A 24,065-nucleotide genomic window follows, 5' to 3' on the forward strand; every position below is an offset into this window, starting at 1 on the left:
GCCGGTATTAAGAGCTTCGGTGCCGGGGTAATGATGAGGAAAGAACGGAAGCACGTTGATCGGAGACGTGCTCGGATCCTTCTCTAGAGCTTCGATAGCTCAGCATTGTCCATAGCAGCGTTAGACGATTCACAGCGGCATTCGGCTAGATCGCGATGGCAATCTTTCCGAAGTGCTTTCCTGCCGCCTGTCGCTGGAAAGCTGTTCCCAGTTCGTTTAGCTGAAACTGGCTATCAATAACTGGCCTCAAGCCGGTTGTTTCGATCGCTCGGATAAAGTCCATTTGTTGAGCACGGCTACCCACGATGAATCCAGACAAGCGGATCTGACGACCTAGTAGTAGAGGTAGCGCAATCTCACCCGAGAGTCCGGTCAACACTCCTACTAACTGGATATGACCACCAATCCTGCAGGCTTGGATGGACTGGCCAAGGGTTCCTTGTCCTCCAACCTCGACGATGTGATCGACGCCTATGCCGTCTGTTAGCGCGAGAACAGCGCGCGCCCACTGCGTCTGGCGCTTGTAGTTGATGGTGAAATCCGCGCCTAAATCCTTCAGACGTTCAAGTTTCTCGTAGGACGATGAAGTCGCAATCACAGTAGCGCCCATTGCTTTCGCAATCTGCAGCGCGAAGATCGAAACCCCTCCAGATCCTTGTATCAACACGGTATCTCCGGGCTTCACCTTGCTTTCCACAACGAGGGCTCTCCACGCGGTAAGACCCGCCGTCGTAATTGTGGCGGCTTCGGCGTAACTATATCCACGCGGAACTCGGGTGAACCAGTTAGCAGGGCGAATCACAGCCTCAAGTGCGTAGCCGTCGACACCATCGCCGGGCGTTTGAGAGAAATCCGAAATGGTGGGGGTTCCGTACTGCCAACTCGGGGCAAAACAGGAGACAACGGAATCGCCGACTTTGAATTCGCTGACTCCGGAGCCGAGGGCCGTAACGATTCCAGCTCCATCGCTCAACGGAATTCGGCCGGGCTGAGTGGGTAGCGCACCGATCGCAACTGCGTAGTCATGGAAGTTTAGAGAACTTGAATATATACGGACCAGAATCTCTCCAGGGCCAGGCTCGCCAGGTGCCTCCATCTCCGTCACTTCTAGATTGCTCAACTCATACGGAGATTTTAATTTGACCACTTTCATCGTGTCCTTTCACTGCCTTTGCTGGGGCGACATGGCTCTATGCTTCGCGATCACTCGCTCCTCATTAAGGAAAGACAAGAGTCGGGCCAAGAGGCTTTCTCAAAGAGATCAAGGTTTTGCATACATCAAGTACCGGGGGGTTAGCCCGTTCGCATGTCACTTTAGCGACAGCAGTATTGAGAATCCCGTCCATCAAAGGCATCCCATCACCGCCTAAGTCCTCGCTGCAAGCTTGATATTGGGGTGTCTTGGAGCAGAGCTCGCATTTTGGGTAGTCGCCATTTCATTCCTTAAGAAGTGGGCCGTGATGCATGCTCACGACCCACACGCCTCTACCCGCCGAGGCCGTAGCGAGAAGCGGGTTTGCCAGTCTGCGAATCTGCGAACATCGCGAGGCGGGCCTTATCGAAGACCTCCCACCGGCTAGCGTCTTCAACCGATGGAAGGGTGACCGTTTCGCCTGCATCCAAGCCGGCTAGCGCAGCATCGACACAATGCTCCGTCGTCATCACCGTCGCCGGGTCAAGATTTTTTAAGCCAAATCCGGACAGGTCCCAAAGATCGGTCCCAGTGCTGGCTGGAAGTACGAGCTGCACTCGAACTCCGGTGTTTGCGAGTTCGTCCCGAAGACCAATGGTGAATAACATCACATGTGCCTTGGCAGCGCTGTAGGATGTACTGATTGGAGTTGCATAGAACGAAAGCACAGATCCGATGTTGATCAACGTGCCGCTGTTGCGCTTTATAAAGGTAGGGAGAACAGCAAGGCTCAGGTGCGTGACTGACTTTGCGTTGACATCCATCAGATTGTCAACGACATCGACAGGAAGGTTGATTGAGGGCTTCAAAGCAGATGAGCCCGCATTGTTGACCAAAAGGGTGATCCGCTCATTGACTGCGATGGTATCTCCCACTCGTTTCAAATCGGTATCGTTGCCGAGGTCTGCGACGAGAACTTCTGCTTTTACCCCGTACTTATTCCGCAATTCCTTCGAGAGTGCCTCAAGACGATCTTTGCGGCGCGCGACCAGAATCAGATCGTAGCCACGCTTAGCTAGACGATCCGCATATTCTTTTCCAATACCTGCCGAAGCGCCTGTGACTACGGCAACTCCTAGTGCCGCGCCGCCGTTATTCTGTGTGCTCATATCCAATCCCCTTATTCAGCATGATGGGCAACATGTTCAACTGCATTTGAGCATGACATACGTCACGCTGAGAGTCAAGGATCACACAGCGAAGATTAGCGTTCTTAACGTGGAACTGTGATTCATCGTGGCTAGAAAATGCAGTTGATCGTGGTCAATCTCATTACCAGTTCTGGATGGCGAGTATCGGCGCAGGGCCACACCGCTAAACGCGCCGCCACAAGTGTTTGCTATGGTCGCCACGCGGGCAATGGACAGCGATTCTATACGAATAAAACAGCCATCTGTCTGCAGATTGGCCATTTGGTAACAATTAAACGGGTGTAGGTCACTGCATTACAACAACTTCATCTGTAAACAATAGCTGGCAGTTCTCCCGATCCATAAACTTCCGTTCATCAGCGACAATGTTCTCTTGATAGTCATGCGTCGCGAAGAACGCCTCCGCGCTAGCTTGATCATCGAACCATACTTCCGCGATCCCATCAACCGTCGATGGAATTCTGTCATTCAATGTCGCAGCCAATCTGTGACATTGAATGTACCGGCGAATATATCTCTTCGAGGCGGGCTGACTCGTCAAGACAGCTGCGTGGACTGTCCGCCAATGCTTGGAAAACTCCTCGAACTTCATGCCTTCCTTACGACGCATAAAAATATTCAGTTTGTACACATCGACTCTCCTTTGAATTTCGGTTTAGGGTTCCGAAGGCGCCAATAATTAGTGGTTACTTTCCATTAGGCCCGAGCTTGGCGCCGAGACTGTACTCGAAATCGCCTTTCTGCTGCAATCCCCGATCAAGAAGTGAGGCGAAAGCTGCTTTCGTCTCCGGCCAGGTGGTTGTGGTGATGAAGTGCTGATTGGACGCCCAGCGATCTGCTTCCTGAGTTACTTTTGCCCGCGAATTGACCAGCTTCTTTGCAAGTTCAAGGGGACGTCGTTCGAAGCTGGCGATGCGGCGAGCGAGATTATCTACAAACTCATCCAGCTCTGAGTCAGGAAGAGCGCGATTGACCCATCCGTAACGTTCTGCTGTGTCAGCATCGAAGTCGTTGGCTCCAAGCAGAATCTCTAACGTCCTTGCCCGTCCAGTCAACTGCGACAGCCCTTCAGTCGCTCCCCCGCCAGGTACGACCGCTACACCCACTTCGATCTGGCAGAACACAGCCTTTTCTCGGCTGGCAAAGCGCATATCGCATGCCAAAGCGAGTTCACTGCCGTGACCGCGAGCCCGACCGCGAACAAGGGCGATGCTTGCAACACGAGAATTCGTAAGACGGGTAACAAACTCCGGCCAGCGCGAAAACTCTGCTGCACCTGGAGTCTGAGGAATTTCTTCACCACGGACGACATCGTAATGGGCTACGAAGTAGTCCGGATTTGCGCTGTCAAAGACAACGACTTTGAGGTCCGAATCGGAATCGATGCGGTCCATAAGCACCCGCAACTCCGCGAACATCTCAGGGTCGTAGAGATTAATAGGAGGATTGTCGATAGTAATGCGCCAGTATCCGGGTGTCACAACTTTGACCTTGAGACGTTGCCTTATTGTGCTCATGTGATTTACCTCGCTTAGAACATTTGGGTCTTGTTGAGCCCGCAGGCTCGCTCGGGTTGATTATTGTGGGCGCGTCTCATGCGTCCGTGAGATCGCGGGAACAACAAATTAGGAACGAACATCCCTTCCAGTCATTCTGCGAAAGCAGTGGATCCACGAAGGGACACTACTTCATATCCAGACGCAATGTCCTTGCCAGGCAATATGCGATGCTTCATCCAGACCGGTTTATTTACCCGCAGATAAACGTTGTTGGCTCGTTCGACGACGATGTTTCGAACGGCATCTTTGGGCACGCCGATAACGAGGAGATCAGACTGATATGCCTTGCAGCCGCGAAAATACTTGCCTATGTCATTTCCGGTCGAAATTGCAGCCTTCGATAGCGAAGCCAGCGTCTTCTGCTGGTTTGCGAGCCTCTAATTGGAGGGTAGTGTACCGAGTTTGCACTGCTTCGGTCCATCCAATGTAGGAAGCAGCCAACATTGAAAAGAAGCTAAATGGCGAGAGGCTCTACTAGCCTCCTGATTCAGAGGAGGCGACGTGATCTCCCGAAACATCCTCCTCCTCTCCTTTTGACTCTACAAAGCATTCGCGGCGCAATGAGAGTTTGCTTTTGCGAAATTGCTCATTTTCCCTGATACTCAGAAGAAGGTCTAGATTTGGTCTTGAGTAATGGTCCTGTCTTTGATGTGTGGAATTAACTCATGCAGATAAACTCTCCAGGTCGACGAACATCCAGCATGACTATCTTTGCTATCGTGTTTTTGGCCTGCATGGTTCTGGGCTGGGGTACCGGCTACAAGCTTTCGCTCTACCATAGCCGAGGCGATTCGACCTCAGTCATCCCCGCGGCGAAGCTCCTCTCACAGAAGGAGAGGCCTTCTACAGAACGGATAGATGAGGCCCCATCTCCTGCGGTACAAAATCATCAACCCTCTATCTATTCCCCGGCGATTATCGTGGTCGCCCTCATGCTTGGCCTGCGACTCTCCGTGTCCACCTGGATGCGAAAGGCCACGATGGACGATTCCGGCCGGCAATGGTCGTCTCATTCCAACTTTTTCTTTTTCCGACCCCCACCCGTAATACTTCCCTCCAATTAGACAGAGTTCCCTTTAGGCAGCTACCCATACCCTTGCATTGGCAAGTCTGTGTCCCTCTGAAGGGTTTCTAGTTCCCTCATATTCTCCTGTACTACGATAGGTGCCTCACCATGTCGATGCGATCTCATTCGATCGTTTTCAGGGGCGCGCTTTGTATTGCGCTTCCATGCTTTGTCTTCAGCGGTTGCAAAGATAAGCAGCCAGACTCGGCCCCAATCGCAACGGCTTCGGTTGCGCCCGTGACCCGGGGTGACCTTGCGAGCACGCTAACCGTTGCTGGCGAATTCCAGCCCTATCAAGAGGTCGAGCTTCACGCGAAGGTCTCTGGTTATATCCGGCGCATCAACGTCGATATTGGAGATCGGGTCAAGAATGGGCAGGTCATCGCGACGCTTGAAGTCCCTGAACTCAGCGCTCAGGTAGCCGGTTCGCAGGCTGAGGTGCGGCACAGTCAGTCTAAGATTGCTCGCGCTCAAAGTGGTGTGTCTCTTGCCGAAGCGAACTATACCGCGGTTCACGCAGCCTATATCCGCTTATTTGCGGCGTCGAAGCAGCGTCCGGGTCTAGTGGCCGAACAAGAGCTTGATGATGCGCGAGCCAGAGACTTGGACGCCCAGGCGAAGATCAGCGTGGCCAAATCAACGCTCGAGGCGACCAAAGAGCAATTGGGTGTTTCGCAAGCGGACAATCAGCGCATTCAATCTCTCAAGGACTACTCCGTGGTGACTGCACCGTTCGCCGGCGTCATCACCATGCGTTACGCCGACGTCGGCTCGCTCATTCAAGCTGGAACCACGTCGAACACCCAGTCAATGCCAGTGGTCAAACTGGCGCAGAGCGACCTTCTCCGTTTGCGTATGCCTGTGCCCGAGGAAGATGTTCCCTTCATCAAAATAGGTGGAGATGTCTCGATTAAGTTGCAGGCGACGGGCAAGACCTTTGCGGGGAAGATCATCCGCTTCACACGCGAACTATCTACCTCTACCCGGACGATGCTGGCCGAGGTCGATGTTCCCAATCCCGACCTCGCACTCAGTACAGGGATGACCGCACAAACCACTATTGTCCTGCAAGCACAGAAAAACGTTCTTACCGTACCTGCGGGCGCCGTAGTCAAGGGAGATGGTCAGTCGTCAGTGTTGGCTGTGGATGCCGACAGCAAAGTTCAGAAAGTACTGGTCACACTTGGGATTCAGAGCCCCGGCCGCATCGAGGTTATGCAAGGACTCTCCGAACATCAGTCTGTCATCGTCTCCGGACAGACAAACTACCAGCCCGGTCAAATTGTGCACCCCCAACTTAGCACTATCTCGATGTCAAAGCAGGGGGACAACCAGTAATGTCATCCTTCGCTATCAAGTATCCCTTCTTCATCCTCATGATGTGTCTCGTCGTCATGGTGGTCGGCGTAACCACCGTGACGAGTATGCCCGTAGATCTCTTTCCCGAAGTCAATATCCCTGTTGTAGTCGTCGCAACGTTTTACGCAGGTATGCCGCCTCAACAGATCGAATCCGATATCACGAACAGTTACGAACGATTCTTCACCTTGGGTAGCGGAATCGACCACATCGAGTCACGTTCTCTGCCGGGAGTCAGCCTCATCAAGATTTACTTCCAACCCGGAACCGATGCAAATGCAGCCGTCAGCAATATCTCGAACTTGGCAATGGCGAACCTACGCCGTCTTCCCCCTGGAACCCTGCCGCCTGTTGTACTCAAGTTCGACGCTGCCAATCTTCCGGTCTGCCTCATCACCTTAAAGGGTGAAGGGCTCAATGAAACGCAGCTTAAAGATCTTGCCCAGTTCACAGTTCGTAATCAAGTTGCCAATGTCCCCGGTGCGTCGGTTCCGCAACCCTATGGCGGCCGGTATCGCCAAATCATGGTGTATGTCGACCCGGTGAAGCTCGAAGCTCACCAGATGAGCGTCACAGATGTAGTTGACTCTCTCAATAAGTCCAACTTGATTCTTCCAGCCGGTGACGTTCGCATTGGGATGAAAGACTACAACATCTATGCGAACAGCCAAGTTCCCGTCGTCGATCAGATCAACGATTTGCCTCTGAAAACAGTCGGTAATGCCTCGGTCATGGTCGCTGACATTGGTCAGGCAAAAGATGCCGGTCAGCTCCAGACCAACATCGTTCGAGTTGATGGCCAACACTCCGTATACATCCCAGTTCTGAAACAAGGCGGCAACTCGAACACGATCACCATCGTCAATGGCGTTAAAAAAGCAGTTGGAAACCTGCTGGATATTCCTTCGGTATTGAAGACGAGCGTCGTCTTCGACCAGTCGATCTTCGTGAAAATTGCAGTCAAAAACGTCATCAACGAGGGAACCATAGGGCTTTGTCTAACGGCGTTGATGATCCTGCTCTTTCTGGGCAATATTCGCGCGACGGTTGCAGTGCTCATCTCCATCCCGATCTCCTGCCTGGCTACATTTTTAGGACTAAACCTAGGGGGGAGCTCGATTAACACGATGGTTTTGGGAGGTTTGGCCCTCGCTCTCTCTCGTCTCATCGATAACTCCGTCGTTGTGCTTGAAAACATCTTTCGTCATATGGAGATGGGTGAGTCTCCAGCAGAGGCCGCCGTCAAGGGAGGTAAGGAAGTACAACTGGCGGTGCTTGCAGCCACGTTCAGTACCTCTATTGTCTTCTTTCCTGTCATTCTGCTTGTTGGAGTTAGCAAGTATTTGTTTACAGCACTCGCACTCGCTGTGGTGCTTGCGCTCTTCTCATCCTATGTCGTCGCAATGACCGTCGTGCCCCTCTTCTGTGCGAAGTTCATCGCGATCGATCCTGACCACGGAACGGCCGCAATTGAGAAAGATCTCGATTCGCACGCGCCGAAGAAAGTAAAGGACAACTTCTTTCACGTCATCATCGACAGATTCAATCTGGGCTTCCACACACTACAGGCAAAGTATGAGAAGGCAATCGCTACATGTCTGGACCGGCCTGTCTTTGTCGTAGTTGTCTTCAGCCTGTTTGTCGTGTGCAGCTTGGCTCTTTATCCATTCCTCGGCAAAGCGTTCTTCCCTCGTACTGACCCCGGCCAATTCGTCGTTGATGTAAAGCTCCCAGCCGGTACGAGAATCGAGGTGACAGACGACTACATCGCGAAGATGGAGCAGGACATCCGCAGTGTGGTTTCGCCGGAAGACCTGAATATGATGGTGTCCAACATCGGCATCACCCCTGATCTTTCCGCAATCTATACCTCGAACTCGGGAATGCACACCGCGTTTATTCAAGTCAGCTTGAAGGAGGAACACAAAACTGGCAGCTATGCCTATATGCAAAAGGTCCGCGAAAAGCTGACCAAAGACTTCCCTGATGTCGCCACGTACTTCCAGGCCGGTGGTCTCGTCGATTCGGTGGTCAATCAGGGCAAACCCGCGCCGATCGATATCCAGATCGGCGGCAACGATCTACATCAGGCGTACGACATCGCCAAGACTACAGCAGCCAAGCTGAAGAAGCTCGGCTCAGTCAACGACGTGTTGATCCCGCAAGACCTCGATTATCCCGGACTGGAGCTGAACATCAACCGCGTTCAGGCCGGTCTGCTCGGTGTGTCACCTAAGAATATCGTCGATAACGTCATCACAGCACTCACCTCAAACGGCGTTATTTCGCCAAGTTTTTGGGTCGATCCAAAGACGGGCAACAGTTACATGTTGACGGTTCAGTACCCTGAGAACCTGATCAAAACAATGACCGACTTCAAGCAGATTCCTCTTCGGTCCCCCGACGGGGCAAACACCACCCCACTCCAATCTGTTGCCGATATCAAGCAGATCAACACACCAACAGAAGTGGACCATTACCAACTACGACGGGAGTTCGACATCTATGTCATGCCGAAGAAGGAAGATCTCAGTAAGGTAAACCGAGAAGTCGAGTCAATCGTCGGCCAGATTCAGAAGCCACATGGCGTAACGGTCAAGGTCCGTGGCTCCGTTCGCGATATGGATAGCTCTTTTTCGAGCTTTGGCTTAGGTCTCATTCTTGCAGCGGTGTTGGTCTACCTGATCCTGATGGCACAGTTCGCGTCTTTCTCCGCTCCGTTCATCATCCTGCTGGCGGTCCCACCTGGACTGTCAGGAGTGCTGATCTTTCTATTGCTTACCGATACCACCCTTAATGTCATGTCCCTAATGGGAGTCGTGATGATGACCGGTATCGCCGTATCCGACAGCATTCTGATTGTTGAGTTCGTTGGAACGTTGCGGCACGAAGGAATGGCTCTGAAGCAGGCTCTATCCGAAGCCTGCAAAGTGCGTTTGCGCCCCATCCTTATGACAACCATGGCCACAATTCTTGGCCTCATCCCCATGGCGCTGGCACTCGAACCTGGGAGCGAGCAATACGCACCCCTGGCACGCGCCATTCTCGGAGGATTGTCGGTATCGGGCCTTGTCACTGTATTTCTTGTGCCCACGGTTTATCTGCTCGTCCACCGCAAGGAACAGTACAGCGCCACAGCAGAGGAGATTTAGCCATGCAAGCGAATCCAATCATCTACAACGCCCTCCTTCCATTTGTTCTGGGAGCTTCGGGACTGCTTGCGCAGAACGCCTCGACAGCTCTCCCAAATGCACCAATGACGCAATCAATACTTATCTCATCAGCGCAGACGGGACCGGTCACGAGCTCTCCTGCCCAGGTTAGGACAGAAGAGAATCAAATGCCCCTGACTCGGCTAGAGGCTGAAAAGCTGGCCCTGGCCAACAATCCTCGCATCCGCATCTCGGCATTGATCGCCCGTGTTCAGCATCAGGCCGCAAGAGAACGCCGAGCCGATGAACTTCCCAACTTGAGCGGAAACCTGACTGCGGTGGAAGCGAACGACGGAAGCCGCATCTCCAGCGGTTCCTTAACGGCGTCGCGGCTGGTTGAACACGCTGGGATGGGAGTCCAACTCAGCCAACTCATCACCGACTTTGGGCACACCCGGAACCTAGTGGCTTCAGCAAAACTACAAGAGAAGGCGCGATTGGCTGACGCTGAGGCAAGTCGTCTAGATATATTGTTGGCAACCGATCAAGTCTTCTTCGCGGTTATCGAAGCGCAGGACACACTCAAAGTTGCGATGCAGACCGTTAACGCCAGACAAGCCCTTGTAGACCAAGTGGGTGCGTTCACCAAAGCAAAGCTGAAGTCAGATCTAGACGAGAGCTTCGCTCGAGTTAATTTGTCACAGGCAAAGCTTCTGCAGCTCAATGCACAAAACAACCTTGACGCTGCTAAAGCCGCGTTCAGCGCCGTACTTGGCTACGACAAAGAGATGAACTTTCAACTTGTTGACGATTCAGCTTCTCTCCCGACAGTTCCTCCTGATGCCGATGCGCTCATCGCTCAGGCCATACAGAACAGGCCTGACCTCCGATCGTTTAAATATAGCGAACAGGCGGCCCAGAAGTTCAGTAAGGCACAGCACGAACAGTTGCTCCCCACTATTAGTGCTCTCGGCGTAGTTGGTGGAACGCCGGTAGGCTCTTCGCAGTACATCACGACAAACTGGTACGGTGCCGTGGGGGGCAACGTTAGCATCCCGATCTTCAATGGGTTTCGACTCTCGGCACAGGCCTCTGAAGCCTCACTTGAATCGAAGGAGGCAACCGAGCAGACCCGTGCTTTGCTAGACCAGGTAGTCCGCGATGTCCGCACTGCATGGCTCAATTCAAATACAGCATTGCAGCGGGTAACGGTGACGGCGGAGTTGTTGAAAGAGGCAAACACAGCGCTTGATCTGGCTAAGACCCGATACGATCTTGGTCTCAGCTCCATTGTGGAATTGAGCCAGGCAGAGCTGCAGCAAACAGAAGCAGCGATCGGCAATGCCAATGCGAGATCCCAATACAGCTTGGCCATCTCAACGATCAATTTCCAGACATGCATCCAGCCATGAAAGTTCAAATATGCCATCGTTTTTGAAACTATCGGCGGGGGTCGCCCCAGTCACTCGCAAACAATAACTTAGAGCAGCATGAGATCAGTAAGCCGTCGATCTTTATCTTTTGAAGCCTACGGTCTGGGCTAGTCTCTTTGTGTCGTAGAACCGGCCGTTAGTGACTACGGTGGTCACTTTGCGTAGGTCGCTGATGTTCGCGAGGGGGTTGCCGTCTACGAGGATGAGGTCGGCACGTTTGCCGGGCTCAATAGAGCCTGAGTCTTTTTCGAGGCGCATGGCACGCGCTGCATTTAGAGTGGCGGTCTGGATGGCTGCTATGGGTGGGATGCCAGCCTGGACGTAAAGCTCAAGTTCGCGGTCGAGGCCGTAGCCGGGGAGGTTGGTGTCGCTGCCGGCGACAATGGGGATACCGGCTTCATAGAGGGCACGGACGACCTTGCTGTTGGTATCCATGCGCTCGCGGAACTTGGCGCTATCAGCGGCGGGAACTCCCAGGGCGCGGTATTTGGTGACGAGGGTGTAAGGGGCAGACTTCAGGCCGGGCTCGAAGCTGATGGGGTCGATGTCTTTGGAGTGGCCGGCCATCTCACCCCAGGCGTTGGTGGGATCGATGACGGTGTTGTGTTGTTTGAGGAGAGCGATAAGTTTTTTGGAGCGGTCGGACTGGAGGTCGACAGGACCGACGCCTCCATCCAGGTTCATCGCGCGGATGACGAACTGAAGATGGTTGATCTGGTCCATGAGGTTCTGATTTGGACCGTCGGGTATGGCATCGAAGGCGTTCATGGCGGCAGGAACGTGTCCGGTGACGGTCATGCCGCGTTTGTGGGCTTCGTCGGCGATGACCTTGAGGATGTCGGGCTTGATCTGGGTATAGACCTTGATCTGCTCGAAGTGGGCGCTGGCGTAGAGGTCGACGGCCTGGATGGCTTCGGCCGGGGTTTCGACGTCAACGCCGCCGAAGGCGAGGGGCCCGCCGCTGTCGATGAGGCCGGCGAGCAGCAAACGTGGGCCGAGGGCATGTTGCTTGTCGATGCGGTCGCGAATGGTGGTGAGGAAGCTAAACTCGCCACCGCAGTCGCGGGCGGTAGTGATGCCGGCGCTGAGGAGGGCCGGACCGAATTCGATGCCGGAGTAGTGGACATGCATCTCCCAGAGGCCGGGGAGGAGCGACTTACCCTCGGCGTGGATGATGCGGATTCCGGCAGGAATGGGCGTGGAGGCGGCAGTCCCGACGCTGACGATGCGACCATCGCGGATGAGGACGGCTGAGTTTTCCAAGGCGGGTGCACCGGTACCGTCGATGAGGCGTGCGCCGAGAATAGCGAAGGACCCGATGGCGAGGGGCGGGACCTGGCGGTCGAGATCAGCGAGGTCGAGGACCTGCTGGCGCACTCCGCTGCGGAGGAGCTCGCTGGCGGCGGAGTCGTACTCGTCGAGAACCTCTTCCTGGGGAAGTCCTCCAGCGAAGGTCATGACGGCTGCGAGGCGGCCGTGGTCGTTCATCCAGAGGATCTCGCGACCCCAGATGAGGTTCTGGATAGTGTAGCGAGTGAGACGGACAGTGCGTCCATCGATGGTGAAGGCTTCGTGGCCTACGAGGCGGATCTCAAGAGGCAGGGCTTCGGCGCTGGCGCGAAGGATGGAAAGCCGCGCGGGCTGGTGGTGGAGCTTCCAATAGCGCATCATCAGCATCTGGAGTGAGGCGGGCATAGAGGAGAAGCCGACAAAGGCGACAGGGGGCTTCGTCATGGTGCGGTTGAGGCCACCTTCGTGGAGGGTGGCGGTCTTGCCCTGGATGGTAGTGGATTGAGCGTCCGGGTTTGCCGAAGGCGTGGCGTGCTGCTCAAGCGAGATGGGTTCAAGCTGTGGACCGAGGGCAAGAGTGGAAGTGCTAGCCCGCTTCATACCGCGGTCGAAGGTAGTGGAGGTGGAGGTGAGGATCCGTTGTTCTTTGGATGTTCCGGGGGCAACCTCCGTGAGGGTGTAGTCTTCGGTTCCGATGGTGTGGAGAAGAAGGTGGATCTTGTAGGTGCCATGTTCGAGGAGGCGAGGGCCCGGCTGAGCTTGGGCTGCAAGCGGAAAGGCAACAAGGAGGCAGAGGAGTGCGGATTTTCGCATGGGTTGAGAGGCCTTTGGGCTGTGTCTCTTTGATCGTAACGGAGATGTGGCTGGCTGATCGAGCGAATAGATGGATAAGTTAGCTGTGTTCATAGGGCAAGAGCGACGATTAGACTGGGAGTATGGCTATGGGGCGAGTGATGGCGTTGGATATAGGGAAGGTACGCGTAGGCGTGGCACTCTCGGATCCGCTGGGCTATACGGCGCAGCCTCTACTGACCTTGTGGCGCAAGAGCCGAGGCGAGGATCTGCGAAGCCTGTTGCGGCTGATCCGGAAGTATGAGGTGGTGGAGATAGTAGTTGGGAATCCACTGCACATGTCGGGCGACGTGAGTCCTTGGGGTGCGAAGGTCCAGGAATTTGCCGCGGAGTTGCGGCGACGGAGCGAGCTGCCGGTATGGCTGTGGGACGAACGACTTAGCTCTGTGGCGGCGCACGAGATTCTCGATGAAGCCGGGCATGACCGAATGGACCGCAAGCGAGTAATCGACCAAGTTGCGGCAGTGGTAATTCTCCGGGGGTGGATGGAGGCCAGGGAGGACGCCACGGCGCGAATCGCCTTGGAGCAGCGCGATCTTGAGGCTCGGGAGACGAAGGGATAGAGAAGCGATCCCCTATCGCGTGTAAGTCTTGACAACGAAGATCGTCTCCTCGAAGGGGACAACAACGGAAGGTTGATGTCATTTCATTTGCGCAATCTTCCTGTGTTAGCCATTTTTATCCCATCTTTCCGTTCGAGTTGCTATTCGGAATCAGGGAAGGGCGATGCAGCTATGACGTCGCAGGCATTGGGAGACTTATAGCCAGGAATGAGACGCTCACAGATGCTAGCGTTCACGGTGCCGTAGGTCGTACCAGGCTTCCTTGTAAAGCCGGCAAAGTACTCCTGAATGAAGTCTTCCTTGAAGTGTTTTCGAGGATACCGGGCAACGATTTCTTCACGCAACTCTGAAGGAAATTGATCGAAGCCTTTCCCGAGCACATCAAGACCAACCCCTGAATAGAGGAGGGCGACTTCAGGGTGCATGTACTGAGTGATACCTGGGGTTGTGTGTAGAGCGATAGCTTCCCAAGCAATTTGCACCTGCTCTTCAGGAACCTTATGTGCAGTGAGGAACTGACGGGCCGCGTTTGCGCCATCAACCTCGAAGCGCTCGTCCGGGCTGGAGAATTTCTTAATGAGGCCGAAGTCGTGAAATGCGGCCGCGACATAAAGGAGTTCAGGGTCGAAGTGAAGCTTTCGCTGACGGCCCTGCTCAGCCGCGAACAAATAAACACGGATGGAGTGGTTGAAAAGCAGATCCGTGGAATGCTCACGCAAGAGATCGGTAGCCTCTTTTGCAAGCGACGAATCGGGAATGGCGAGAGATGCCGAGGGATTTGACATAGGTAAATCCTTGGTGTGTCCTTCAGTATTCGAAGGAGTGTAGCCAAACTATTGTTATCCTCTGATTCCGCTAAATATGCACCGGACACTAATGTCGCAACGTCAGCCGCAGCCATTCAATGCTGTTTGTTTGGACACTTCTTTTGACTGAATCTGGTCTTGCATTACACGGCTTGATCAACATCATAACTCTTCCATTTGCACTCACTCAGGAAGTACCACTCATGTCTTCACATCACGAACTTTAGCTAGGCGAGGATGGGTTGCCGCGATTACGGACATAGCCGATACCCTCTGAATCCCAAGCAGAAGGATGAATATCTATTATTGAGTTGTATGCAATTGCCAAGAAAGTAGAGCCGTGACATGAAGATTAGCCAGATCAAACGGCGTCTCAAAGGTCGGAGGAATTGTGTCGCATCTTGGAGAACTTCAGCCTTCCAAGAATTGCACGATAAAGATGTGATATTCGATCTTTCTGCATATAGAACGTCATACCATCAAGGTCCCGACGTCGATAGCTTAATTACAGTCGTTCAAACAGCGATCTAGAGACAATGGCCCACTTTATCTTTTTGGCTGGTTCCGAACTTCGGGCGCTTTCATGGCAGAATGTGCAAGATGGGCTTGGTGCCCACGGTCATAGTAGCTCGACATTGGACTTAGCGGATTGGTTATGGGCTTCAGGATTTACTTCGACGATCGACGCAATCGTCAAAACGATCCCGCCCCGGCCACAGACTATTCTCATCGGTCATTCCCTCGCCGGGATAGTCGTTCCGTTGCTGGCGAAGAGGCTCGATGCCATATGTGAGATCCACATTGCGTCGCTCACTCGGCGTGCGGGCCAAAGTTTTCTGGACCAGCTACTCTTGGGTGAAGAAATCTTCGATTCAGCATGGGCGGCTGGATATGAAGTATTGATTCGGTCTGAACACCCGCTAATCACTCATCATTCTTTTCTTCACCACCACCTCTTCCACGATTGTCCCGCGGGTACTGCGGATCTTTTCTGGAAGAGATCGAATCTGCCCCTCAATACGTTTTATGGTTTTGTGTCTCCCTTGTCAGAGTCCTTAGAGCGCAGATGCCATTACATCGTTTGTGCTAACGATCGAACAATTCGGCCTGCCTGGCAAAGAGAAGCTGCTCGTTCGTTACCGGGCGCGGATGTGACCGAGATAGCCACCGGCCACTGCCCGCATATTGCAAGACCCAATGCGCTAACTGACCAAATTCTCGCCATCACCAAGAAACACATCCCTTGAGATATTCAAGCGTACGGATTACGAGCAAGTGACATCATGGATCCTGAGATATGCGGGGCAATAAATGATGTTGCTGGCGTGAAGCCTAAATCAAGACAGAAAAGAGGACAGCAACATGACACATGCGAAGCCATTTTGATCACAGGGGCAGCCGTTAATATTGGAGCAATTGAGAACATACTGACTCGATTGTTGATAGAAACAGGAAGGTTTCCTTTCGATCCGAGTCCCCTATGCTGCTACCGTCATGACAAGCCTGCAGCTAAACTTCATCTGCTTCTTTTTTTTTCCTGAAATCCGGTCTGTGGGTGTTCGGATGCCCACGATGCCCGACGATGCGATAGAACTCGATTTTTATAGACGTGCGAAGAGCAGCTTCTATTAGCAAGAGCAATGGTTGGTCGTGTCACGATACATTTCAGGACCACACAGTTGTGCACAAATCGAAAGTCGGCCAAAGCTGCACATAACCGCCTAAGAATTCCACTTGTCTCAAAATACCCCCAATCGTCCTTTCGGGTACCCCCAAAACTATCCCCAAAATCCTGAGATTCGGTGACAGCACATGAGACAACATGAAAGCAATTACCGTGTGTTTTGGTAATTACTCCCCGTTGTTCTGGGGTGAAAGTGTTTATTTTCAGGGTGTTTTGTAAGTGGTTGGTTGCCCCCCAGGGATTCGAACCCCGATCGAGCGAGTCAGAGTCGCTAGTCCTACCATTGAACGAGGGGGCATTGCAGGGATGGCGCCGCCGCTAGGTTGCGAACAGTGATGATCGCCAACCGCCTTTTTGAGTGTACTGTGTGAGCCGTTTGGGGTCAACGCGAGGCGGTGGATTTTGTAGAACTGAATGAGTGCGTTATGAGTCGGAAAGAGGTTACCCAGAGATAAGATAGCGGCATGACAAACGAGGTGGCTGAGCTGTTTCTGGACTATTCCAACCATAAGCTTGCGGCATTGACGCAGAAAATGGACGTCTGTCTGGTGCGCTTGAGCGAGGAGCAGATATGGGCGCGAGGCGGGGCGCATGAGAATGCGGTGGGGAATCTGGTGCTGCATTTATGCGGGAATACGCGACAGTGGATTTTGCATGGGATAGGTGGCCGGGAGGATGTGCGACTGAGGGACACTGAGTTCGAGACCACCGGGGGGATGCGGCGGGAGGAGTTGCTCGAGATGTTCGGCGGCACCATCTCGGAGGCCCGAGAGGTGATCTCCAGGCTCACGGGGGAGCGGTTGGGCGAGATGATTCGTCCACAGGGACAAGAGGTGACGGTACTGGCGGCGATCTATCAAGTAGTAGCCCATGTGGGAGAGCATGTCGGGCAGATCGTTCTGTTGACGAAACAGATGGTCGGGACGGATCTGGATTTGACTATGCCACGGCGGCGTTAGGGGTCGGGTTGGCGATACCGAATAATAGTCAGCAGATTCGTCGCGCTACGGGACGACAAAAGCGGAACTGCCTGTCTCCATTGGAAGATGGAGTCTAAATAAACGACGGCTACCCTACTCCACTTGCTGTTTGGCACGGTACCCATCGCGGGCTACTACGGAATATTTGAGGGGCTTGTGCTTCTCGTCCTGCATCTGGAGAGGGTGGCCTTCGCTGTCGACCAGGGAGACTTTGACCTTGCGGTAGGTACCGTCGTTGTGGTTGTTGGTGGGGCGGTAGGTGACGATGTACTCGTTGCGGATTGAGTCGTTGATCTGCGAGAAGATGTCGGGGAGTGCGCCCTGGAAGAGGGGGTTAAAGCTGAGGCCGCCAGTCATCTGAGCGAAGGTCTTCATCTGGTTTTCGGCCTGCAAGTAGTCAAGGCGTTGAATGCCTCCCATACCTCCACGGGCGTCGGCGAGTTCACGGACCAAGGCTCCCGTACCGATGGTGAAGATAGTGACGTTTGGGGTGGATTTCACCTTGGCCAGGATCTTGTCGAGGGTGAGCTTGGAGAAGGTGTCGCGGCCGGTACCAATGAGGATGATGTACTTACGGCCTTCGATGCGGCTGGTACGGTCGAGCGTCTCGTAGAGGGCATCGAAGAGGTTGGTGTCGGAAAAGCCAGGAATGATGAGGGATTGGATTGCCTGGCCGACGGTGTCCTTATTGTTGGTGAAGTCGGTGAGGATGTGGGTGCGGAGGTCGTAGGTGACAACGGCGATGTAATCGTCAGGCCGGAGGGAGCGGAAGAAGCTGTAGGACGCGTTCTGCATGTCCCGGATGAAGTAGTAACTGTTGGCGGCGAACTCCAGAAGCATAACGGCGGTGATGGGAGTTTGGGCCGTACGAACACTCGTAATGGTCTGGGGAACGCCGTCTTCTAGTACCTGGAAGTTGCCGGCCTTGAGGCCAGGGACGAACTGGTGGGTCTTGTCGAGGATGACGTTGACGTCGAGGTTGACGATGGGAACGTCGACGCGGATGGAGTAGGTCTCGTTGTTCGGATTCTTGACCTTGGGCTCAGGTGGGGCTACGGGAACCGGAGGTTCGTCGGCATTCTTTTTCTTCTTCAGGATGATGGAGCCGTTGTCGGTGGCCGGACCTTCCTGCGGGTCGGTGGGCGGGTTGGCCTGGGTGCTGCCCGGCTGCTGCTGGGAGGAGGGGGCATCCTGAGCGCGGAGCCTAGGTGCGGGAACAACCGTGCCGAGGGTCAAGAGGAGGACGGTAGGGAAAAGGCGGATTCGGGTGCGGTCGCTTGAGGGGCTCGTTCTCGAACTGCTTGGTGTCGTCATCATCTAGAACTTTACTCCGGAAATAGCGCGACGGGCCAGCGTTTGGCGCGCGGCTTTGCTTTGCAGCCGCGAGGCCTCTAGTCTGTAAGACGTGAACGCTCCGAGAAAGACGCTTGCGAGAACAACGAGACGGCTGATGCAAGGTCTGACTCTGGCGATGAGTTTGACGCTGCCGGGAGGAATTTGGGCACAGGCTCCGAGCGGGATTGCGGGGGTAGCAGCGGCGGCGATGGGATCGATGCCGGTCGCCGCGCCGCTGGAGACGCGAATCTTTCCGCTGTCGGAGGTAAAGCGCGGCCTGCGCGGGGTGGCTTATACAGTCTTCGAGGGGGTAGTGCCAGAGCCGATGGAGGTGGAGATCCTGGGCGTTCTGAAGGACTCGCTGGGACCCGGACAAGATATGATCCTGGCGCGGTTGCGCGGAACGAAACCGGAGTACACCGGTGTTGTCGCGGGGATGAGCGGCAGTCCCGTGTATATCGATGGGCGGCTGGTGGGAGCTCTGAGCTATCGGATCGGACAGTTCAGCAGAGACCCGATCGCGGGGATCACACCGATCGAATTGATGTTGGCAGTACGGGATGGGGTGGGCGTCGGAGGGGGCAAGGTAGATCTCTCCACTCCCCTGCAAGGTGACGGACCAAGAGACGCCCGGAAGGTGAGTGGCGCCGGTGGCGCAGAGATGCAGCCGATCGAGACGCCGTTGGTCTTCGGCAGCGGGTTCGGCCGGGAGACGGTGGAGCGGTTTGGGGATCGGTTTCGGGCGATGGGCTTGACGCCGGTTGCAGGGCTAGGTGGGGCAGACACCAAGGCGGTGCAGCCGGAGCCGCTGGTTCCGGGCAGCGCTGTGAGTGCGGTCTTGGTACGCGGAGATCTCTCGATGGCCGGGACCTGCACGGTAACATACATTGATCCCAAGCGGCTGCTGGCTTGCGGACATCCGATCACCCAGTATGGCCCAGTGGCGCTCCCCATGACGAAGGCGGAGGTCGTGGCGACGCTGGCCTCACCCCTGAATGCGTTCAAGATCATCAATACGACGGAGACGGTCGGGTCGTTTACCGAGGACCGGGCTTCGGCCATCCTTGGACGTTTCGATGTGAATGCGCGCATGATTCCGGTAACGGTCGAGGTAATTCCACCGGACGGCGGGCAGGCGAAGACCTTTAAATTCGAGGTCGTGGATAACCGGCAGTTGACACCGTCGGCGATGCTGGTCTCTGTATATCAGAGCCTGCAGGGGACGAATGTATCGGCGGCAGAGATGAGCTATCGGGTGCGTGGGGAGATGACGGTCGCAGGGCAGGCTCCGGTGCGCATCTCAGGTTTGATGGCACAGAACGACCTGAACTCCGGGGCGATCAATACTGCGCTGCTCGTAGGCGACAGGTTCAACCGTGTATACGACAACGCCTTGGACCAGCCAAAGATCACAGGAGTGCGGCTGAGGGTGGAGACCATTTCGGAACGAAAAACCGCGAGCCTGGAAGCAGCGCGTCTGAGCAAGACGGAGGCGCGCGCAGGCGACACGGTCGAAGTGGAGGCGACGCTGCGGCCATATCAGTCGGAGGCTCGGGTGACGAAGATAAGGTTTACCCTGCCGGCAAACTTGCAACCAGGACCACTGCGAGTGGTGGTGAGCGACGGAGCGACGGTGGACCGGCTCTTGAGTGCGCCGGGAGGTGGCTCACAGCGGGCCATGGGATTGACAGATACGGTGGCGCAACTCAACCGAAATCACGCGAACGACGTCGTCTATGTGACGCTGCTGGATAAAGCGGCTCAGGCGGTACTGGAGTCGGGCGCACTGGGAGAGGTCCCGCTTTCGATGGCGAATGTCCTGGGACCGTTGAAGGAGGGACAGAAGATGCAGTTGACCGGGGAGAGTGTCGTGGAGGTGGGCTCGGCACCGGCGGACTATGCCGTGAGTGGATCGCAGGTGCTGACGATTGCGATCCGTTGAAGCACGGTGCCTTACTCTGCTAAATGTATGCAGCGGGCCAACATGAAAAGTTATGCAGGTTTCATTGTTGTAGCATCAGACAGGCGCCTCAGATAGATTGAGTGCGCTCAAGGAACAGATTGAATGAGTGAAATACATGGTCTAGCCGTTCATGCGGCTGGTGCACAGTTGTTGCCTTATAAATACGATCCTGGCGAGCTGAAGGCCAACGAGGTCGAAGTGAAGATATCGCATTGTGGCGTCAGCTACTGCGATGTTCATCTCATCGACAACGATTGGGGTGTAAGCAAATATCCGTTTATTCCAGGCCACGAGGTAATTGGAAGCGTAGTTGCGGTCGGCTCCGGCGTGAAGGACCGTACGGTTGGAGAGCGCGTAGGAATTGGCTGGCAGGCAGATAGCTGCGGAATCTGCGAGTGGTGCCGCCGGGGGGATGAGCATCTTTGTGCGCAATCGCAGCCGACATCCATTGGCCGCAACGGTGGATTTGCAGAACGCATCCGGGTGAACTCCAAATTTTCGATTCCAGTGCCAAAGGCTCTGGAGAGTGAGAGTGCTGCTCCGCTGCTTTGCGCTGGAATTACCGTATACAACCCCTTACGGAATCATGGCGTACGACCTTCCTCCCGCGTGGGAGTGATCGGAATCGGTGGCCTTGGACATCTTGGACTGCAGTTTGCGAAGGCATTCGGCGCGGAGGTGACAGCGTTTTCGACCTCGAAGGACAAAGAGGAAGAGACAAAGTCCCTGGGAGCGCATCACTTCGTCCATACCCGGGATACGGGCGCTCTGAAAAAAGTAGCGGGAACGTTCGATCTTCTGATCAGTACCGTGAACGGGGAGCAGGACTGGCAGGGTTATGTGAATGCACTCCGCCCCAAGGGATCCTTGTGCCTGGTAGGATATGCGCCTTCCGTCGTGCAGATTCAACCGGCGTCCATTATTAACGGGCAGCGCGGAGTACATGGGAACGCCGTAGGCAGCCCCCGGGACCTGCAGGAGATGCTGGATGTTGCGGCGCGGCACGGCGTGAAGGCGATCACGGAGCGATTTGCAATGGCCAAGGTGAACGATGCTATCGCCAAGGTCAAAAAGAATCAGGTACGATATCGCGCGGTTCTGGCGAACTAGAGCAATTCTCCTGTGGGTGCATAGGAGAGGCTTCGAATCGATGGCCGTTTTCACCCCACAGCAACAATAGAATTGCTCTAGAATTGCCGAACTTCGGTCGGGCAGAGAGATGGGCGGGGCTTCGGCTTCCGCCCGTTTCTTTGTTGGGCGGTCTGGTGCTTTAGACTCAAGGGCACGATGATACGACGAATCTGCGCAATAGGGATGGTGATGGCGGCGGGGTTGCTGCCGGGTTTGGTGCGAGCTCAAGGGACCAAACTGTGGAGCGTGGAGCGGTACGAAGAATTGTCCAAGGGCACAGCGGAGGGAGTTGCGATCCGCAGCGATGGAGTCCTGGTGGCTGGGCCTGCTACTTCCCTGCTGTATGCGACCGGCGGAAGCTACGTGTGGTCGCTGGCGAGCGACGCCTCCGGTCACGCTTATGTGGGGGTGGGCGGCAGTGTGGGTGGCTCCGCGGCGGTGATGCGCGTCGGTGAGGATGGCAAAGCGACGAAGATCTTCGAAGGCAAGGAACTGGGGGTACAAGGGCTTCGTACGATGCCCGACGGGTCCTTGCTGGTAGCGACCTCTCCGGACGGAAAGGTCTATCGCCTTGCTGCAGCTCAAAGCAGAGCGGCTGGCGCGACGGACGCGACGGTAATCTTCGATCCGGCGAAGACGGACGAAAAGCCGAAGTACATCTGGGATGTGGCAGTGATCGGGCAGAGCGTCTTTATCGCTGCGGGGGCTCCGGCGGTGGTGTACCGCGTGGATCTCAGCGGCGCGAGTGCTGGCGCGCCGCACGTTTTGTTCAAGACGGCCGATCAGCATATCCGATGCCTGCTGGCCACAGAGAACGGAACTCTATGGGCCGGGTCCGATGGGGCTGGAGTGATCTACAAGATCGCGACCTTGCAAAAGGATGCAAAACCGTTTGCCGTATATGCCGCATCGCGCAAGGAGATCACCGCGCTGGCCATCGATCCCGCTGGGAACATCTATGCTGCAGGCGTAGGAAGCAAAGGGCCCGGAACACTGCCGCCGTTGCCAGTGACGGGCAATGTGGGGGTAACGATCTCGTTCTCCCAGCCAGGATCGGCGACAGCCGCAGGAAGCAACACGCTGGTGCCAGAAGGCTCGGAGATCTACAAGATCGGTGCGGATGGAGCTCCGAGCAAGCTGATCACACTGAAGGACGATGTAGTGTACGGCTTGGCGTTTCGAAACGGCGGCCTGTTGGCAGCCACGGGAAACCGTGGCAGGGTCTATCGGGTGGATACGGACGTAGCGGGCCGGTTCACCGATCTGGCGCATCTGGAAGCTTCGCAGGGGATAGCGTTTGCCGCAGCTCCCGGTGGCGTGCTGGTGGCGACGAGTAATAGCGGCAAGGTATTTCGGCTGAACGATGCAGCCTCGAAGAGCGCGGCCTACACGAGCGAGGTCTTCGACGCGCAGGGATTCTCGCAATGGGGCCGTGCTGAAGTTCGGCCCGAGAATCTGCAGGGCGTGACGCTCTACGTGCGCAGCGGAAATGTTCCAAGTGCGCTGATGGGGTGGAGCGATTGGACTCCGGTCGGAACGGACCACGCGGTGACCGTACCAGCATCACGATTCGTACAGTGGAAGGCGGTGCTCGGAGCGGGCGGTGCTTTGGACCGCGTCGCCTTGAACTATCTGCCAAAGAATGCGGCGCCAGTAGTGGACGACATCGTGGTGCAGGCCGGAGCGAGGATGCCGGCGGGCGGCGGTGTTCTGCCGAACAACACGGTACAAATTGCGTTTCCAGTCGCCGCGGGGGGAGTCCCGGGGCTTACGTTTGGCGGAGACGCGAATGCCGCTCCGCTGACCGCCCAGAAGGACAAGACAGCGATAACCGCCCGGTGGCTCGCACACGATGACAACGGGGACGATCTTATGTTCGCGGTCTGGTATCGCGGAACGGCGGAGACAAACTGGAGACTCCTGAAGGACAAGATCAGTGACCGGTTTTACAGCTTCGATTCTGCGTTGCTGCCGGATGGGCCCTATGTGCTGAAGGTGGTAGCCAGCGACGCTCCTGTGCATACGGACGCGGATGCGATAACCGCCGAAAAGGCGAGTGCGGAGTTCGTCGTGGATACGACACCGCCGGTACCAGGCACGCTCGTGGCGGAGATGGTTGCAGGGTCTGCTAATGTAGGCCAAAAGATTCATGTGCGATTCGAGGCGCGGGATGCGGTCTCTCCAATCGCCCATGCGGAGTACAGCGTGGATGCTGGACCATGGCAATACGTCGAGCCGGTAGGGAAGGTTTCAGACTCTCTGGCGGAACGGTATGATTTTGCTGCTGCGATCCCAAATGTAACTTCCCCTGTCACGGATACAAAAGAGCATGTGGTTGCTGTGCGTGTATTCGACCGTTTCGAAAATGCAGTGACAGCTAAGGCGGTGGTTCGATGATGTTCGATAGCCAGGGCACAAACGTTGGAAGTGGCGCAGTCTGGATCCTCGCAAATTTCTGCTACGCAGGAATGAAAGCGCAGGGGCATCCGAGCCGTCTATGGCGTATCCTCTCATTTATTTTTGGATTTCCGGGCACCCTCCTTTCTTTT

16 protein-coding genes and 1 tRNA gene are annotated in these 24,065 nt (G+C 55.3%); 9 read left to right on the plus strand and 8 right to left on the minus strand.

Translation table 11 applies throughout. The features are described from left to right. Positions 1 to 145: 145 nt before the first annotated feature. The 4 genes from HB393_RS21585 to HB393_RS21600 all read right to left on the minus strand — a co-directional run bounded on the left by HB393_RS21585 (position 146) and on the right by HB393_RS21600 (position 3,860). Positions 146 to 1,147 carry an NAD(P)-dependent alcohol dehydrogenase gene (locus HB393_RS21585; protein WP_213807287.1) on the minus strand — a complete coding sequence of 334 codons (1,002 nt, stop codon included), beginning with the start codon at positions 1,145 to 1,147 and terminating at the stop codon, positions 146 to 148. A gap of 338 nt (positions 1,148 to 1,485) precedes the next feature. After that, a complete protein-coding gene (locus tag HB393_RS21590; protein ID WP_213807341.1) occupies positions 1,486 to 2,301 on the minus strand; it encodes an SDR family oxidoreductase in 816 nt (271 codons plus the stop codon). A 328-nt stretch (positions 2,302 to 2,629) separates the two neighbouring features. Further along, positions 2,630 to 2,974, minus strand: a complete 345-nt coding sequence (locus HB393_RS21595; RefSeq protein WP_213807288.1) for an EthD domain-containing protein — start codon at positions 2,972 to 2,974, stop codon at positions 2,630 to 2,632. Between the two features lie 55 nt (positions 2,975 to 3,029). Continuing rightward, a complete protein-coding gene (locus HB393_RS21600) occupies positions 3,030 to 3,860 on the minus strand; it encodes an enoyl-CoA hydratase/isomerase family protein (protein ID WP_213807289.1) in 831 nt (276 codons plus the stop codon). A 1,216-nt stretch (positions 3,861 to 5,076) separates the two neighbouring features. Here HB393_RS21600 and HB393_RS21605 point away from each other — a divergent pair. The 3 genes from HB393_RS21605 (at position 5,077) to HB393_RS21615 (ending at position 10,891) form a co-directional block, all read left to right on the plus strand. Continuing rightward, complete coding sequence (locus HB393_RS21605; RefSeq protein WP_213807290.1) at positions 5,077 to 6,306, plus strand: efflux RND transporter periplasmic adaptor subunit; 1,230 nt, start codon at positions 5,077 to 5,079, stop codon at positions 6,304 to 6,306. Beyond that, positions 6,306 to 9,479 (plus strand): efflux RND transporter permease subunit, encoded by a 3,174-nt coding sequence (locus tag HB393_RS21610; protein WP_213807291.1) that lies wholly within the window; start codon positions 6,306 to 6,308, stop codon positions 9,477 to 9,479. The genes HB393_RS21605 and HB393_RS21610 overlap by 1 nt, the downstream gene beginning before the upstream one ends. Before the next feature lie 104 nt (positions 9,480 to 9,583). After that, a complete protein-coding gene (locus HB393_RS21615; protein WP_213807292.1) occupies positions 9,584 to 10,891 on the plus strand; it encodes a TolC family protein in 1,308 nt (435 codons plus the stop codon). Between the two features lie 102 nt (positions 10,892 to 10,993). On the opposite strand, the gene HB393_RS21620 is transcribed toward HB393_RS21615, so the two are convergent. Then, complete coding sequence (locus HB393_RS21620) at positions 10,994 to 13,015, minus strand: amidohydrolase family protein (protein ID WP_213807293.1); 2,022 nt, start codon at positions 13,013 to 13,015, stop codon at positions 10,994 to 10,996. A gap of 128 nt (positions 13,016 to 13,143) precedes the next feature. Here HB393_RS21620 and ruvX point away from each other — a divergent pair, with 128 nt between their 5' ends. Then, entirely contained in the window at positions 13,144 to 13,617 is a 474-nt protein-coding gene (gene ruvX, locus HB393_RS21625) for a Holliday junction resolvase RuvX (protein WP_255551479.1), read from the plus strand. Positions 13,618 to 13,757: 140 nt separating this feature from the next. Here the strand turns inward: ruvX and HB393_RS21630 are convergent, their stop codons facing one another. Further along, positions 13,758 to 14,402, minus strand: a complete 645-nt coding sequence (locus HB393_RS21630) for an HD domain-containing protein (RefSeq protein ID WP_213807295.1) — start codon at positions 14,400 to 14,402, stop codon at positions 13,758 to 13,760. A gap of 557 nt (positions 14,403 to 14,959) precedes the next feature. Between HB393_RS21630 and HB393_RS21635 the strand changes: the two genes are divergently transcribed. Beyond that, on the plus strand, positions 14,960 to 15,670 hold the full coding sequence (locus HB393_RS21635) for an alpha/beta hydrolase (RefSeq protein WP_213807296.1): 711 nt from the start codon (positions 14,960 to 14,962) through the stop codon (positions 15,668 to 15,670). A gap of 661 nt (positions 15,671 to 16,331) precedes the next feature. Here the strand turns inward: HB393_RS21635 and HB393_RS21640 are convergent. Then, positions 16,332 to 16,405: transfer RNA gene (locus HB393_RS21640), tRNA-Gln, on the minus strand. 166 nt (positions 16,406 to 16,571) lie between these two features. On the opposite strand from HB393_RS21640, the gene HB393_RS21645 reads away from it, so the two are divergent. Then, complete coding sequence (locus HB393_RS21645; protein WP_213807297.1) at positions 16,572 to 17,066, plus strand: DUF1572 family protein; 495 nt, start codon at positions 16,572 to 16,574, stop codon at positions 17,064 to 17,066. Positions 17,067 to 17,180: 114 nt separating this feature from the next. On the opposite strand, the gene HB393_RS21650 is transcribed toward HB393_RS21645, so the two are convergent. Further along, on the minus strand, positions 17,181 to 18,404 hold the full coding sequence (locus tag HB393_RS21650) for a VWA domain-containing protein (protein ID WP_255551481.1): 1,224 nt from the start codon (positions 18,402 to 18,404) through the stop codon (positions 17,181 to 17,183). 133 nt (positions 18,405 to 18,537) lie between these two features. Here HB393_RS21650 and HB393_RS21655 point away from each other — a divergent pair, with 133 nt between their 5' ends. From HB393_RS21655 to HB393_RS21665, 3 genes are all read left to right on the plus strand, one after another. Next, entirely contained in the window at positions 18,538 to 20,364 is a 1,827-nt protein-coding gene (locus HB393_RS21655) for a SpoIVB peptidase S55 domain-containing protein (protein ID WP_255551482.1), read from the plus strand. 123 nt (positions 20,365 to 20,487) lie between these two features. After that, a complete protein-coding gene (locus HB393_RS21660) occupies positions 20,488 to 21,495 on the plus strand; it encodes an NAD(P)-dependent alcohol dehydrogenase (RefSeq protein ID WP_213807298.1) in 1,008 nt (335 codons plus the stop codon). A gap of 177 nt (positions 21,496 to 21,672) precedes the next feature. Further along, entirely contained in the window at positions 21,673 to 23,913 is a 2,241-nt protein-coding gene (locus HB393_RS21665) for a WD40 repeat domain-containing protein (RefSeq protein ID WP_255551484.1), read from the plus strand. Positions 23,914 to 24,065: the final 152 nt, after the last annotated feature.

Source organism: Granulicella sp. dw_53 (assembly GCF_018449545.1).
Taxonomy (GTDB): domain Bacteria; phylum Acidobacteriota; class Terriglobia; order Terriglobales; family Acidobacteriaceae; genus Edaphobacter.

Coding starts and splice junctions, on each gene's coding strand:
- HB393_RS21660 (WP_213807298.1), top strand. CDS start 20,488: ATGAGTGAAATACATGGTCTAGCCGTTCATGCGGCTGGTGCACAGTTG.
- HB393_RS21645 (WP_213807297.1), top strand. CDS start 16,572: ATGACAAACGAGGTGGCTGAGCTGTTTCTGGACTATTCCAACCATAAG.
- HB393_RS21615 (WP_213807292.1), top strand. CDS start 9,584: ATGACGCAATCAATACTTATCTCATCAGCGCAGACGGGACCGGTCACG.
- ruvX (WP_255551479.1), top strand. CDS start 13,144: ATGGGGCGAGTGATGGCGTTGGATATAGGGAAGGTACGCGTAGGCGTG.
- HB393_RS21655 (WP_255551482.1), top strand. CDS start 18,538: ATGCAAGGTCTGACTCTGGCGATGAGTTTGACGCTGCCGGGAGGAATT.
- HB393_RS21605 (WP_213807290.1), top strand. CDS start 5,077: ATGTCGATGCGATCTCATTCGATCGTTTTCAGGGGCGCGCTTTGTATT.
- HB393_RS21665 (WP_255551484.1), top strand. CDS start 21,673: ATGATACGACGAATCTGCGCAATAGGGATGGTGATGGCGGCGGGGTTG.
- HB393_RS21635 (WP_213807296.1), top strand. CDS start 14,960: ATGGCCCACTTTATCTTTTTGGCTGGTTCCGAACTTCGGGCGCTTTCA.
- HB393_RS21650 (WP_255551481.1), bottom strand. CDS start 18,404: ATGATGACGACACCAAGCAGTTCGAGAACGAGCCCCTCAAGCGACCGC.
- HB393_RS21600 (WP_213807289.1), bottom strand. CDS start 3,860: ATGAGCACAATAAGGCAACGTCTCAAGGTCAAAGTTGTGACACCCGGA.
- HB393_RS21620 (WP_213807293.1), bottom strand. CDS start 13,015: ATGCGAAAATCCGCACTCCTCTGCCTCCTTGTTGCCTTTCCGCTTGCA.
- HB393_RS21610 (WP_213807291.1), top strand. CDS start 6,306: ATGTCATCCTTCGCTATCAAGTATCCCTTCTTCATCCTCATGATGTGT.
- HB393_RS21630 (WP_213807295.1), bottom strand. CDS start 14,402: ATGTCAAATCCCTCGGCATCTCTCGCCATTCCCGATTCGTCGCTTGCA.
- HB393_RS21590 (WP_213807341.1), bottom strand. CDS start 2,301: ATGAGCACACAGAATAACGGCGGCGCGGCACTAGGAGTTGCCGTAGTC.